Annotated in this window: 15 protein-coding genes; all 15 read left to right on the top strand. The window is 36.8% G+C overall.

The window, feature by feature from the left end; genetic code table 11:
• Window positions 1-19: 19 nt before the first annotated feature.
• The 15 genes from lon (at window position 20) to C7437_RS00765 (ending at window position 13,418) form a co-directional block, all read left to right on the top strand.
• Window positions 20-2,344: an endopeptidase La gene (gene lon, locus C7437_RS00695; RefSeq protein ID WP_111437734.1), complete on the top strand. Its 2,325-nt coding sequence runs from the start codon at window positions 20-22 to the stop codon at window positions 2,342-2,344.
• Window positions 2,341-2,925, top strand: coding sequence for a ribosome biogenesis GTP-binding protein YihA/YsxC (gene yihA, locus C7437_RS00700; RefSeq protein WP_111437735.1), 585 nt, complete (start codon window positions 2,341-2,343; stop codon window positions 2,923-2,925). The genes lon and yihA overlap by 4 nt, the downstream gene beginning before the upstream one ends.
• A gap of 254 nt (window positions 2,926-3,179) precedes the next feature.
• On the top strand, window positions 3,180-4,517 hold the full coding sequence (gene hemA, locus C7437_RS00705; RefSeq protein ID WP_111437736.1) for a glutamyl-tRNA reductase: 1,338 nt from the start codon (window positions 3,180-3,182) through the stop codon (window positions 4,515-4,517).
• A 113-nt stretch (window positions 4,518-4,630) separates the two neighbouring features.
• Window positions 4,631-5,461 carry a cytochrome c biogenesis protein CcsA gene (gene ccsA, locus C7437_RS00710; protein WP_111437737.1) on the top strand — a complete coding sequence of 277 codons (831 nt, stop codon included), beginning with the start codon at window positions 4,631-4,633 and terminating at the stop codon, window positions 5,459-5,461.
• A 17-nt stretch (window positions 5,462-5,478) separates the two neighbouring features.
• Window positions 5,479-6,408, top strand: a complete 930-nt coding sequence (hemC, locus tag C7437_RS00715; RefSeq protein ID WP_111437738.1) for a hydroxymethylbilane synthase — start codon at window positions 5,479-5,481, stop codon at window positions 6,406-6,408.
• A complete protein-coding gene (locus C7437_RS00720; protein WP_111437739.1) occupies window positions 6,401-7,162 on the top strand; it encodes a uroporphyrinogen-III synthase in 762 nt (253 codons plus the stop codon). The genes hemC and C7437_RS00720 overlap by 8 nt, the downstream gene beginning before the upstream one ends.
• Complete coding sequence (hemB, locus tag C7437_RS00725) at window positions 7,162-8,145, top strand: porphobilinogen synthase (RefSeq protein WP_111437740.1); 984 nt, start codon at window positions 7,162-7,164, stop codon at window positions 8,143-8,145. The genes C7437_RS00720 and hemB overlap by 1 nt, the downstream gene beginning before the upstream one ends.
• Entirely contained in the window at window positions 8,145-9,440 is a 1,296-nt protein-coding gene (hemL, locus tag C7437_RS00730) for a glutamate-1-semialdehyde 2,1-aminomutase (protein ID WP_111437741.1), read from the top strand. The genes hemB and hemL overlap by 1 nt, the downstream gene beginning before the upstream one ends.
• 619 nt (window positions 9,441-10,059) lie before the next feature.
• Window positions 10,060-10,182, top strand: coding sequence for a protein YhfH (gene yhfH / locus C7437_RS00735; RefSeq protein WP_111437742.1), 123 nt, complete (start codon window positions 10,060-10,062; stop codon window positions 10,180-10,182).
• Between the two features lie 47 nt (window positions 10,183-10,229).
• Complete coding sequence (gene yhfH, locus C7437_RS00740; protein WP_111437742.1) at window positions 10,230-10,352, top strand: protein YhfH; 123 nt, start codon at window positions 10,230-10,232, stop codon at window positions 10,350-10,352.
• A gap of 46 nt (window positions 10,353-10,398) precedes the next feature.
• Window positions 10,399-10,521 (top strand): protein YhfH, encoded by a 123-nt coding sequence (gene yhfH, locus C7437_RS00745; protein WP_111437742.1) that lies wholly within the window; start codon window positions 10,399-10,401, stop codon window positions 10,519-10,521.
• Window positions 10,522-10,567: 46 nt separating this feature from the next.
• A complete protein-coding gene (gene yhfH, locus C7437_RS00750) occupies window positions 10,568-10,690 on the top strand; it encodes a protein YhfH (protein ID WP_111437743.1) in 123 nt (40 codons plus the stop codon).
• Between the two features lie 305 nt (window positions 10,691-10,995).
• The gene (locus C7437_RS00755) at window positions 10,996-11,745 is read left to right on the top strand and encodes a GTP cyclohydrolase II (protein ID WP_111437744.1); all 750 of its coding nucleotides are present in this window, start codon (window positions 10,996-10,998) and stop codon (window positions 11,743-11,745) included.
• A 1-nt stretch (window position 11,746) separates the two neighbouring features.
• Window positions 11,747-12,856 carry a bifunctional diaminohydroxyphosphoribosylaminopyrimidine deaminase/5-amino-6-(5-phosphoribosylamino)uracil reductase RibD gene (gene ribD / locus C7437_RS00760; RefSeq protein ID WP_111437745.1) on the top strand — a complete coding sequence of 370 codons (1,110 nt, stop codon included), beginning with the start codon at window positions 11,747-11,749 and terminating at the stop codon, window positions 12,854-12,856.
• 4 nt (window positions 12,857-12,860) lie between these two features.
• Entirely contained in the window at window positions 12,861-13,418 is a 558-nt protein-coding gene (locus C7437_RS00765) for a 5' nucleotidase, NT5C type (protein WP_111438945.1), read from the top strand.

Here is a 13,418-nt window from a genome sequence, read left to right on the forward strand (position 1 = left end):
GATGGAGGTGACTTCCCAAATGACAAAAAATAATGAGACATATTATCCTGTGCTTCCACTTAGAGGTCTACTAGTATTTCCTGAAATGGTGCTTCATGTGGATGTTGGTCGTGAACGTTCCATTTCTGCTTTGAATGAGGCGATGGTACGCGCAGAAAAAGTATTTCTAGTAGCACAAAAAGATATGGCTGTAGAACGTCCAACTGCTGATGATTTATACAATGTAGGGATCCTTGCATTTATCAAACAGATGGTTAAACTTCCAAATGGTACGATACGTGTTTTAGTGGAAGGTTTAGAACGAGCAACTTGGGATGAATACAAAGAACAAGATCTGTATGATGAAGTAACTGTTACAGCTTTTGAAGTATCTGAAAATAAGGATTTAGAAGAAATAGCTCTTATGCGCACTTTAGTACATAGTTTTGAGAAGTATTCAAAGTCATCTAAGAGTGTATCAGAGGAAACTTACAAATCGGTTCTAGAAGTAGAAGAACCAGGACGTCTTGCAGATATTATTGCTTCCCACTTACCTTTGAAAATTTCTGGTAAACAAGAAGTTTTAGAAATTGTTGATGTAAAAGAACGTTTAGAATGGTTAATCAGTCGTTTATTTAATGAACAAGAAATATTAAATCTTGAAAAGAAGATAAATTCACGTGTAAAACAAGCGATGGAAAGAACCCAAAAAGAGTTCTATCTTCGTGAACAGATGAAAGCAATTCAGTCTGAACTTGGAGATAAAGAAGGAAAGACTGGCGAAGTTGCAGATTTGAAAAAAAGAATTGCAGCTGCAGGTATGCCAGAAACAACTGAAAAAAATGTTCTAAAAGAACTAGATCGTTATGAAAAATTGCCAACACAAGCACCTGAAAGTGGTGTAATTCGTAACTATGTGGAATGGATGGTTTCTATTCCTTGGACAAAATCTACTGCGGATCAATTAGATATTAAACGATCTGAAAAGATATTAAATCGTGATCACGATGGTTTAGAAACAGTGAAAGAACGCGTACTAGAGTATTTGGCTGTACGTCAATTAACAAAATCACTACGCGGCCCTATTCTTTGCCTGGCTGGACCACCAGGAGTTGGGAAGACATCTCTTGCTAAATCGATTGCAGAGTCATTAGGACGTAATTTTGTTCGAATTTCACTTGGTGGAGTAAGAGATGAGTCTGAAATTCGTGGACATCGTAGAACGTATGTCGGCTCGATGCCTGGTAGAATTATTCAAGGAATGAAAAAAGCAGGCACGGTAAATCCATTATTCTTATTGGATGAAATCGATAAAATGTCCAATGATTTCCGAGGAGATCCTTCTGCAGCAATGTTAGAAGTTCTAGACCCAGAGCAAAATAATACATTTAGCGATCACTATATTGAAGAGACATATGACTTATCCAATGTCTTGTTCATCGCTACAGCGAATGATTTGAGCACAATTCCAGGGCCACTACGTGATCGTATGGAGATTATTTCAATTGCTGGATATACAGAAATTGAAAAACTTTCGATTGCAAAAAATCATCTATTACCTAAACAGTTGAAAGAGCATGGACTGACTAAATCGCAGCTATCTGTAAAAGATGATGTGTTAATGGATGCTATCCGTTACTATACACGTGAAGCAGGTGTGCGTAGTCTAGAACGAGTATTAGCGAATATTTGTCGTAAAGCTGCCCTGAAAATTGTTTCTGAGGATAAGAAACGTGTATCTATTACCGTTAAAAACTTGGAAGATGTAATAGGCAAACGAAAATTCCATTATGGACAAGCTGAAACAGTAAACCAAATTGGTGTTGCAACTGGACTTGCATATACAACTGTAGGTGGAGATACTTTGCAAATTGAAGTTTCTTTATCACCAGGAACTGGAAAGCTGCAACTGACTGGAAAGCTTGGAGATGTCATGAAAGAATCTGCTCAAACGGCATTATCGTATGTCCGTTCTAAAACAGAAGAACTAGACATTGATCCAAATTTCCATGAAAAGCATGATATTCATATTCATGTGCCAGAAGGTGCTGTTCCAAAAGATGGGCCATCTGCTGGTGTAACAATTGTTACGGCACTAGTTTCTGCTTTAACGAAACGACCGATTCGTCGTGAAGTTGGGATGACTGGAGAAGTAACACTTAGAGGTCGAGTGTTGCCGATCGGTGGATTGAAAGAGAAAACGTTAAGTGCACACCGCGCAGGCTTAACAACAATTATTTGTCCAAAAGACAATGAGCGCGATATTGAAGATATACCAGAAAGTGTTCGTGAAGTATTGACCTTTAAATTTGTTTCCGATGCTGAAGAGGTGCTTCAAATAGCATTAGAGGAGGCAGTAAAATGAAAATCCATAACGTAGAATTATTAATAAGTGCTGTAAGACCAGCTCAATATCCAGAAGGAGATTTACCAGAGTTTGCGCTAGCAGGACGTTCCAATGTAGGTAAATCTTCTTTCATCAACAAAATGATTGGTCGAAAAAGCATGGCGCGTATTTCTTCCAAACCAGGTAAAACACAAACACTAAACTTTTATCAATTACAAGAAGCTTTAATGTTTGTCGATGTACCTGGTTATGGGTACGCGAAAGTATCAAAAACAGAACGTGCTGCTTGGGGAAAAATGATAGAGACGTATTTTACCACTCGAACTGCGTTGAAAGCTGCTATTATGATTGTCGATTTGAGACATCCACCTTCAAAAGATGATTGTATGATGTATAATTTCTTTAAACACTATAATATTCCTTGTATTATCATAGCGACAAAAGCTGATAAAATTCCAAAAGGTAAATGGGATAAACACAAGAAGATTGTGAAAGATGAACTACAAATACAAAAAGGCGATAGTCTTATCGTTTTCTCATCAGAATCTGGTCTTGGTTATGATGCTGCTTGGGCTGAGATTGAAGCTAAAATGGCATAAAAACGAATCATTTAGGGGATAATTCTCTTAAGTGATTCTTTTTTTGTTACGACAATTTTTGCGAATTAGTCATCTAATGATAATATAAACAGATGAGTTGTGTTGGATAGGGTTATTTGTTAAAATCAAATTATAATAATTCTAATCTGTATGCGCATTATTTCATAGCTTGTTCACAAATGATTGTTAACCTTTTGTAAAGCTATGTTATAATGGGGTCATATGAAATGAACGTAAAGGGGAGACATGATTCCATGCATACAATTGTGGTCGGTGTCAATTATCGTACTGCTCCTGTCGAAATTCGTGAAAAACTGTCGTTTGTTGAAACAGAGCTTACGAATGCGATGCAAGCACTACAAGACCAAAAAAGTATATTAGAAAATGTCATAGTTTCTACTTGTAATCGTACGGAGATTTATGCGACGGTTGATCAGTTGCATACAGGTAAGTACTATGTAAAACAGTTTTTAGCGAATTGGTTTGACATTCCGTTAGAGGACCTTTCTAGCTATTTATTTGTTCACGAAGATGACCAAGCGAACAATCATTTGTTCCGTGTAACTGCGGGAATTGACTCAATGGTACTTGGTGAAACTCAAATATTAGGTCAAGTAAAGAAGAGCTTTCTAGAAGGTCAAGAAAATGGTACAACTGGGACGGTTTTCAATCAATTATTCAAACAAGCTGTTACATTTGCTAAACGTGCACATGCTGAAACATCGATTGGTGAAAATGCAGTATCTGTTTCCTATGCAGCTGTAGAGCTTGGTAAGAAAATTTTTGGTACATTAAATCATAAACATGTTGTGATTCTCGGTGCTGGTAAAATGGGTGAGCTTGCGATTCAAAACTTACATGGTAGTGGAGCTCAGAAAGTGACGGTTTTTAACCGTACATTTGAAAAAGCGAAACAACTTGCATCTAAGTTTGATGGAGATGCTAAGCCAATGGACGAGCTACAATGCGCACTTTTAGAAGCGGATATTTTAATCAGTTCAACAGGTTCAACAGAATATGTTATTGATTATGAATTGATGCAATTCGTGGAGCGTTTACGTAAAGGGAAGCCATTATTTATGGTAGATATCGCAGTACCACGTGATTTAGATCCACGTATTGGAGATTTACCAAACGTGTTTTTATATGATATCGATGATTTGCATGGAATTGTGGAAGCGAATCTAGCGGAGCGTGAACGTGCTGCGGTGGAGATCAATAAGATGATTGACGTAGAGATTAAACAGTTTAACGACTGGGTAACTACTCTTGGTGTCGTTCCGATTATTTCAGCGCTTCGTCAAAAAGCAAGTCGTATTCAATCGGAAACAATGCTAACAATTGAAAACAAAATGCCTAATTTAACAGAACGTGAACGAAAAGTTTTAAACAAACATACGAAATCGATTATTAATCAGCTATTAAAAGAGCCGATTTTGCAAGTGAAAGAATTGTCTAGTGCCCATAAATCAGCTGAACAACTTCAATTATTCCAACAAATTTTCGGAATCGAAGAAGATGTAAAGGAAGAAATAATGGGACAAGCTGAAAAAGCTAAAATCAATTTAAAACTAGCTTTATTGAATTCATAAAACTGATAAGTTGAAATATCATATTAGCAAAGTAAAAGGAGGCGTTTTATTATCTGTATGTAAATTACTGGATATGTAAAACGTCTTTTTACTATATAAGGGAGACGACTACTATGACGGATCTTTCGATGACCCGGCTACACGAGATAATGGTAGTCCTCCAGTCCGTTAGCCTTGTTTTTTATTTTATCGATTATTTAAATAAAGACCACTACGCTCATCGAATCGGAGTATGGTTACTATCTATTGTATGGTTCTTACAAACTGTATTTTTAGTGATGTATATAATAGAAACCCAACGTTTCCCCATTCTTTCGTTATTTGAAGGGATTTATTTCTATGCATGGCTAATCATTGCCTTGTCGCTAGTGTTACAAATGATTTTCCGGTTAGATTTACCGGCGTTCTTTTTAAATATTATTGGTTTTATTTTTATGACCATCCATACATTTGCTCCAAATCAAGTACAAGCCTCTTCAGTTGGCGATGCACTAATATCTGAGTTATTATTTATACATATTACGATTGCGATTATAGCGTATGCAGCTTTTTCTCTTTCATTTGTATTTTCGACTTTATATTTAATATTGTATCGTGTGTTGAAACAGAAAAAATGGACGAAGCAATTTTCCAGATTACCATCTTTGCAGCAAGCTGAAAATGCAATGACATTATCTATTTTGACTGGAATTCCTTTATTATTTGTTAGTCTCGTACTTGGTTTAGAGTGGGCATATGTATCGTTAGATGTTTTTTCTGTTTTAGATTTTAAGATTATTAGTTCTTTTGTTTTGTTAGTGATCTATGTGGTAATCCTATTACTAAGAAAGCAATCAAGAGTAAAGGGAACAAACTATGCATGGATTCACATATATGCGTTTCTATTTGTATTAATTAACTTTTTATTAGGTAGTAAATTATCTCAATTTCATTTTTGGTATTAAAGAAAGGAAGCGAAAACATGCGTAAAATTATTGTAGGTTCTAGAAGAAGTAGGCTTGCGTTAACTCAAACAAATTGGTTTATTCAACAAATGAAAGATATGGGTGCTCCGTTTGAATTTGAAGTAAAAGAAATAGTAACAAAAGGAGATAAAATTTTAGATGTGACGTTATCTAAAGTTGGTGGAAAAGGTCTTTTTGTAAAAGAAATTGAGCAAGCATTATTCGATAAAGAAATCGACTTTGCTGTACATAGTATGAAAGATATGCCGTCGGTACTTCCTGCAGGGTTAGTAATGGGATGCACACCAACACGAGTAGATGAGCGCGATGCTTTCATCTCAACTGGACATGTAAAATTTGCTGATCTTCCGCAAGGTGCGATTGTTGGAACAAGTAGTTTGAGAAGAAGTGCTCAACTTTTGTTACTTCGTCCAGATTTAGAGATAAAATGGATTCGTGGAAATGTCGATACAAGACTTCAAAAATTACAAGACGGAGAATACGATGCAATTATTTTAGCAGCAGCTGGGCTAAAACGTCTTGGGTGGTCAGATGAAGTGGTAACCGAATATTTGTCTACGGAAGATTCTATTCCAGCAGTTGGACAAGGTGCGCTTGCGATTGAATGTCGTGAAGATGATACGGAACTAATTGCTGAACTGAAGAAATTATCTGATGAAGATACTTGGGTAACAATACATGCAGAACGTGCATTTTTAGCTGCGATGGATGGTGGATGTCAAGTTCCTATTGCTGGATATGCGACGATCAATGGGGAGGAAATCACATTGACTGGTTTAGTAGCTGCTCCAGACGCATCTGTTGTATACAAAGAAGTAGTGAGCGGTAAAGATCCGGAAGCACTTGGGAAAGAAGTAGCTCGTATTTTGACAGAACAAGGAGCATATGACTTAATCCAACAAGTGAAGGCGAGTTTAAATGACTAAGGTGCTGCCATTACAAGATGAGCTTGTTATTTTCACTGGTATATTAAGGTCTTCAGAGGCGGTTGATATGACTCTTCAATATGGTGGAATTCCAGTAGTAGCTCCATTAATAGCAACACAAGAAATAATTTCGGAAGATGATGAGCAAAAGCTACTTTCGTGTCAAACGTATGACTGGTTAATCTTCACAAGTCAAAGTAGCGTTCATGCATTTCACGCAAAACTAATGAAATATCATGTAAATCCTTCTAGTATTAACGTGAAAATTGCGGTAGTTGGCTCTAAAACTGCATGTGCAGTAAGGAGTATTGGTTTAAAAGTACATTTTATACCGTCTATTTTTAGTGCAGATGTATTTGTAAAAGAGTTTCCAAAAATTGCTACACCAAATGAAAAGTGTTTGTTTTTTAAAGGGAATCTCGCAAAAAAAACAATAACAGATGGTCTAGTTAATCCGATCGATGAATGGATTATTTACGAAACAATTGAAGTGGAAGAAAATCAGGAGCAAGTCCGTTCGGTTATAGAAAATAACGAAAAATGCTCCATTATTTTCACTAGTCCTTCTGCAATTGAAATTTTCCATAAAAGTATCGGCAGCCAAATTGGTTATGATGAATTGACTGTCTGTGCAATTGGTCATATTACTAGGGATTGTTTGGAATCATTCGGTGCTACTGTACAAGTAATGCCTGATACATATACATTAACAGAAGTAATCCATACACTCGTGGAATGGAAAGGGAGAGAATAATGACAGAACGAAACTTTCAACGTCATCGTCGTTTAAGAAAAACAGCTGGTCTGCGTAACATGGTAAGAGAAACTTACTTACATAAAGAAGATTTAATCTACCCGATCTTTGTTGCAGAAGGTGAAAATATTAAAAATGAAGTGGCCTCTATGCCTGGTGTTTTTCAATTTTCACTTGATCATTTAGGAGCAGAAGTGGATGAAGTTGTTGAACTTGGTATTCCTGCTGTTATTCTGTTTGGTCTTCCACTTGAAAAAGACGCAATTGGAACACAAGCATTCCATGACCATGGAATTGTCCAAGAAGGCATTCGCTTCATCAAAAATCGTCACCCAGAACTAGTTGTGATTGCCGATACTTGTCTGTGTGAATATACGGATCACGGACATTGTGGTGTTGTAAATGAAAAAGAACAAATTTTAAATGATCCATCCCTTGATTTATTGGCTAAAACAGCTATTAGTCAAGCACAAGCAGGAGCGGATATAATTGCACCTTCTAACATGATGGATGGTTTTGTTACTGTAATTCGTCAAGGGTTAGATGCAGCTGGATTTTCAGATGTACCAATCATGTCGTATGCAGTGAAATATGCATCTGCTTACTACGGACCATTCCGTGATGCTGCAGATGGCGCACCTAAATTTGGTGACCGTAAAACTTATCAAATGGATTATGCGAATCGCATGGAAGCAATTCGTGAAGCAACATCAGATATTGAAGAAGGAGCAGATTTCTTAATCGTGAAACCAGCCCTATCTTATTTAGATATTATTCGCGATGTACGAAATAACTTTGATGTACCAATTGTTGCTTACAATGTAAGCGGTGAATATGCCATGGTGAAAGCTGCTGCTATCAATGGCTGGATCGATGAAAAACAGATTGTTTTAGAAACATTAACAGGGATGAAACGTGCTGGAGCAGATATTATCTTAACGTATCATGCAAAAGATGTAGCCCGTTGGTTGGAGGAGAAATAATGACAAAATCATATGAGCAATCCAAACAAGCTTTTGCAGAAGCAAAAGAATTAATGCCAGGCGGCGTAAATAGTCCAGTTCGTGCATTTAAATCAGTTGATATGGATCCTATTTTCATGGAAAGTGGAAAAGGCGCTATTTTAACAGATATCGATGGCAATCAATACATTGACTACGTACTATCATGGGGACCTCTCATTTTAGGACATACAGAACCTAACGTAGTGAAGGCAATAAAGCAAGTTGCTGAAACAGGAACAAGCTTTGGTGCTTCTACTTTAGTTGAAAATAAATTAGCAAAATTAGTAATGGACCGAGTGTCATCGATCGAAATGATCCGTATGGTTTCATCAGGTACGGAAGCTACGATGAGTGCACTTCGTTTAGCTCGTGGGTATACGGGCAGAAATAAAATTCTCAAATTCGAAGGATGCTATCATGGACATGGAGATAGCCTACTGATAAAAGCTGGTTCTGGAGTCGCTACACTTGGTTTACCAGATAGCCCTGGAGTTCCTGAATCGATTGCAAAAAACACGATAGCAGTGCCTTATAATGATCTTGAAAGCGTACGTCACGTATTTGAAAACTTCGGAGACGACTTAGCAGCGATCATTGTTGAACCAGTTGCAGGTAATATGGGTGTCGTACCTCCAGTAGAAGGTTTCTTAGAAGGGTTACGAGAATTATGTAACGAGTATGGAACAGTATTAATCTTTGATGAAGTAATGACTGGTTTCCGTGTTGGTTATAATTGTGCACAAGGATACTACAACATCAAACCAGACCTAACATGTTTAGGAAAAGTAATTGGTGGTGGTTTACCAGTAGGTGCATTCGGTGGGAAACGTAAACTTATGGAAATGATTGCACCAAGCGGTCCAGTATACCAAGCAGGTACACTTTCAGGAAATCCACTTGCGATGACTGCAGGGTATGAAACACTTTCTCGTTTGAATGAAGATACGTATAATTATTTCATCAAACTTGGCGATCAATTAGAACAAGGTTTCCGTGAAGCGGCAACGAAATACAATATACCGCACACGGTAAATCGTGCTGGTTCAATGATTGGTTTCTTTTTTACAAATGAAGATGTCATCAATTTTGAGACAGCAAAAACGTCTGACTTAGAATTATTCGCTAAGTACTATCGTTTAATGGCTGAAGAAGGCGTGTATTTACCACCGTCTCAGTTTGAAGGAATGTTCTTATCAACTGCTCATACAGAAGAGCATATCGAAAAGACAGTAGCAGCGTTCCATACGGTATTTGAAAAGTTATCAGTAAAATAAGAATGATTTATCGGCCTTGCATTCAGTTGCAGGGTCTTTTTTTGTAGCATAGTAACCAGTCCTTAATAGAACCCCTGCCCCGCCCCGCCCCGCCCCTGTGTTAGACTCAAATGCTTTTCAATTTGTGGCTAACACAGGGGCGGGTCACAAAATAAAATCGAACCAAACCAACCAAACTTTCTTTTTTTAGACTCAAATGTTCTTCAATTTGTGACTAAAAAAGAAAGCGCTCCTCAAAAGATCCCAAAAATTCTGTCCAAGTAGGAGCACACCGAGGAGTTGGTTTTTCTGGCGTGGTTTAGTAGCCTTTCCCTGTGTCAGCCACAAATAAAGAACATTTGAGTCTGACACAGGGAAAGGACGCGGTTTCGTTTTGGAAAGAAAGAGTTTTCCTTCATTATTGTCTCAGAATGATCTAAACGTTTGTTTCATTCAAACTAAAATATCTGAAAATTCCGTCATTCATCTCTCCTATTTTGTATTCATCCACAAAAAAGGGGCATTCATCCAAAACCCTATACAAAACAATCCATTCTGTTATATATTAATTATTAATAAAACAAATTGTTATATAACAGAGAGAATTAATAAAGATAAAAAATAAGAGGAGGAAAATAAAATGATCACAACAACTCAAGATACAAACCAAAAAGAATGTAGAGAGTGCGGATGTAAAATAGCGGAACAAGTGGAATCATACTTATACGAATGCGAACGCTGCATCGGAATGAACGAAGAGTAAATAATTCTAAGCCCTAAAAACACAAAAAAGAAGAGGAGGAAAATAAAATGATTACAACAACTCAAGATACAAACCAAAAAGAATGCCGGGAGTGCGGATGTAAAATAGCGGAACAAGTGGAATCATACTTATACGAATGCGAACGCTGCATCGGAATGAACGAAGAGTAAATAATTCTAAGCCCAAAAAACACAAAAAATAAGAGGAGGAAATAAAATGATTACAACAACTCAAGATACAAACCAAAAAGAATGTCGGGAGTGCGGATGTAAAATAGCGGAACAAGTGGAATCATACTTATACGAATGTGAACGCTGCATCGGAATGAACGAAGAGTAAATAATTCTAAGCCCAAAAAACACAAAAAATAAGAGGAGGAAATAAAATGATCACAACAACTCAAGATACAAACCAAAAAGAATGCCGGGAGTGCGGATGTAAAATAGCGGAACAAGTGGAATCATACTTATACGAATGCGAACGTTGTATCGGAAAGAATGAAGAATAATTTAGGGAGACTTATAATGGAAAAAAACATACATGTATAGAGCTCTATCCTTCTAATTGGGGATAGAGTTCTTTTTTTGTATAACTATAAAAATAATAGGTTATACAAACAATTGGCATATGTTTTTTTCAGTGTTATTTTTGTTATAATAAGAAGTAATGCAAAACTTTCTATATTTTGGACAGACCAAGTTAATTGACAATGATTGATTACTAAAATATAATTACTTACAAAAAGTAATCTATGTAGAATAGTATAGAAATAAAGTAGTATCCTACTTAATAGGGTAAAAAGGGGATTTTATAATGGTAAAAATAGAGGATGTTTCAACTGATGCAATTGATGTTTTAAAAGATAAAATACAACGTATAAAAACAGAGGAAGGTTCTATCTATTTAGTAGGACCAATTCGACTTCCAGTTAATTTACACGGAGAAACGGTGACATTTCAATGGTACTGTTGGTTAAATAGTCAAGAAGAAACGGATGATATTCAACAAATTATCGATAACCTATCATCTACTAATTTAGCAGAACATCAACAATCTAGTGTGCTTGTATATGGCGATTTTAAAAATGACGAAGATACACTTATTAGAATGCACTCCATTTGTCACACAGGAGATATTTTTGGAAGCAAGCGATGCGATTGCGGTTTCCAATTAAAACAATCTATGCAAATGATTGTTGACAATGGTTCGGGTGCATTGTTCTATTTAGCAAATCATGAGGGACGAGGCATTGGGCTATTTAGTAAAGCGATGGCTTATATATTACAAGAAAATGGTTCAGATACAGTGGAAGCCAATGAAAAACTTGGTTTTGTAGATGATTCAAGAAATTATAGCGATGCAATCGAAGTGTTAAAGGCAATGCGTTCAAAACCAGTGACATTAATCACGAATAATCCGAAAAAAGTAAAAGCGTTAAAAGATGCAGGATTGGCTCTTACTGGTCGCACGGAATTATGGGGAGATATTTCTGAATACAACGAAAAATATTTACAAACGAAAATCAATCGTTCAGGGCATTTAGAGGAAGAAGGGACATTATAATATGACGAATCATGCATTTTATATGGAGCTTGCAATCCAAAATGCACAAGCGATGAAAGGACAAACAGATCCCAATCCGCTTGTAGGAGCTGTCATTGTAAATGATTCTCGTATTGTCGGAATCGGTGCACATATGAAGACAGGGGAACCCCATGCTGAAATTCACGCAATTCGTATGGCAGGAGAAAAAGCGCAAGGGGCTACTATTTATGTAACCCTTGAGCCGTGTTCTCATCAAGGTAGAACAGGCCCTTGTGCTAGAGCAATTGTAGAAGCTGGTATTACAACAGTTGTTATTGCGACACTCGATCCAAATCCACTTGTTTCTGGTCGAGGAGTTAAAATTTTAGAAGATGCGGGAGTACAAGTTATTACCGGTATTTTAGAAGAAGACTCTCGTAAAATGAATGAAGTATTTAATAAATTCATTGTTGAAAAGACACCATTTGTTACATTGAAATCTGGAATAACGTTAGACGGTAAAATTGCATCGCATGCTGCACATAGTAAATGGATTACATCAGCAGATGCAAGGGCTGATGTTCATCAGCTACGCACGGAAAATATGGCGATTTTAGTTGGGGTAAATACAGTAATCGAGGACAACCCTGAGTTAACTGCGCGTATCCCCAATGGCCGTAATCCACTACGTATCGTCTTAGATTCGACACTTAAAATTCCACTAGCTGCAAAAGTGGTGACGGATAAATTAGCGGATACATGGATTTTCACCAGTGCTCATTATGATCAAGAAAAGAAAGAAGCACTTGAAAATCTAGGATTGACTATTTTCCATACAACGGACTTAAAACATGTAGATGTAAAAGAAGTGGTGCAAATATTGGGTGAAAAATCGATCTCTTCTCTATTAATTGAAGGCGGAGGGACGATCAATGCTGCGTTTTTAGAAAATCAATTAATTGATAAAGCCGTTATTTATATTGCACCGAAGTTAATAGGTGGAAAAACTGCGCCTACTTTCATGGAAGGCACAGGAATAGAGTTAATGAGCGACGCTGTAGAGTTAGTAGATACAGACATTCAAAAAATTGGGAAAGACTTTAAGTTTGTAGGATACCCAAGCTACAAACAAGAAAAAGTAGAGGGATAAAATGATGCGATTTGGTTTTGATATTGACGATACATTGATTAATCTAAGAGAACACGCTTTTCATTTATACAATAAAAAACTAGGCCAAGATGTTGCTTTAGAGCAATTTAATGCATTAAATAAAGTGGAAATACATGACTTATTTGGCATGACTCGTGAAGAAGGCTCGAAGATGTGGGTAGACACATTAGAAGAAACGTATTATACAGATTGTCCTGCATATCCAGATGCTGTAGAAACATTGCAAGATTTGATCAAACAAGGCCATGAAGTATACTATATTACTGCAAGACCAGCAGAACACGGGGAACGAACAATGAAATGGTTAGTCGAACAAGGCTTCCCTATGAAAGAAAGTCGTTTCTACTGTGGCATGAAAGACCAAGAAAAAGTGAATATCATTCGGGAACTACAGTTAGATTTTTATTTTGATGACAAACCAGCTGTATTAAATACACTAACAGACGATACATTACGCGTATTTGTGAAAGATCAGTCGTACAATCAAGAATTAGAAATTCCAAGAATAACAAACTGGGCGGAATTGAAAGAACTAATCTAG

The organism is Psychrobacillus insolitus (genome assembly GCF_003254155.1).
In the GTDB taxonomy this organism is placed as follows: Bacteria; Bacillota; Bacilli; order Bacillales_A; family Planococcaceae; genus Psychrobacillus; species Psychrobacillus insolitus.

What these genes read in the sequence shown, in the direction of transcription:
- yhfH (WP_111437743.1), top strand. Translation starts at nt 10,568, where the DNA reads ATGATCACAACAACTCAAGATACAAACCAAAAAGAATGCCGGGAGTGC.
- yhfH (WP_111437742.1), top strand. Translation starts at nt 10,230, where the DNA reads ATGATTACAACAACTCAAGATACAAACCAAAAAGAATGCCGGGAGTGC.
- lon (WP_111437734.1), top strand. Translation starts at nt 20, where the DNA reads ATGACAAAAAATAATGAGACATATTATCCTGTGCTTCCACTTAGAGGT.
- C7437_RS00720 (WP_111437739.1), top strand. Translation starts at nt 6,401, where the DNA reads ATGACTAAGGTGCTGCCATTACAAGATGAGCTTGTTATTTTCACTGGT.
- hemL (WP_111437741.1), top strand. Translation starts at nt 8,145, where the DNA reads ATGACAAAATCATATGAGCAATCCAAACAAGCTTTTGCAGAAGCAAAA.
- ccsA (WP_111437737.1), top strand. Translation starts at nt 4,631, where the DNA reads ATGACGGATCTTTCGATGACCCGGCTACACGAGATAATGGTAGTCCTC.
- hemA (WP_111437736.1), top strand. Translation starts at nt 3,180, where the DNA reads ATGCATACAATTGTGGTCGGTGTCAATTATCGTACTGCTCCTGTCGAA.
- yhfH (WP_111437742.1), top strand. Translation starts at nt 10,060, where the DNA reads ATGATCACAACAACTCAAGATACAAACCAAAAAGAATGTAGAGAGTGC.
- yhfH (WP_111437742.1), top strand. Translation starts at nt 10,399, where the DNA reads ATGATTACAACAACTCAAGATACAAACCAAAAAGAATGTCGGGAGTGC.
- C7437_RS00755 (WP_111437744.1), top strand. Translation starts at nt 10,996, where the DNA reads ATGGTAAAAATAGAGGATGTTTCAACTGATGCAATTGATGTTTTAAAA.
- hemB (WP_111437740.1), top strand. Translation starts at nt 7,162, where the DNA reads ATGACAGAACGAAACTTTCAACGTCATCGTCGTTTAAGAAAAACAGCT.
- ribD (WP_111437745.1), top strand. Translation starts at nt 11,747, where the DNA reads ATGACGAATCATGCATTTTATATGGAGCTTGCAATCCAAAATGCACAA.
- C7437_RS00765 (WP_111438945.1), top strand. Translation starts at nt 12,861, where the DNA reads ATGCGATTTGGTTTTGATATTGACGATACATTGATTAATCTAAGAGAA.
- yihA (WP_111437735.1), top strand. Translation starts at nt 2,341, where the DNA reads ATGAAAATCCATAACGTAGAATTATTAATAAGTGCTGTAAGACCAGCT.
- hemC (WP_111437738.1), top strand. Translation starts at nt 5,479, where the DNA reads ATGCGTAAAATTATTGTAGGTTCTAGAAGAAGTAGGCTTGCGTTAACT.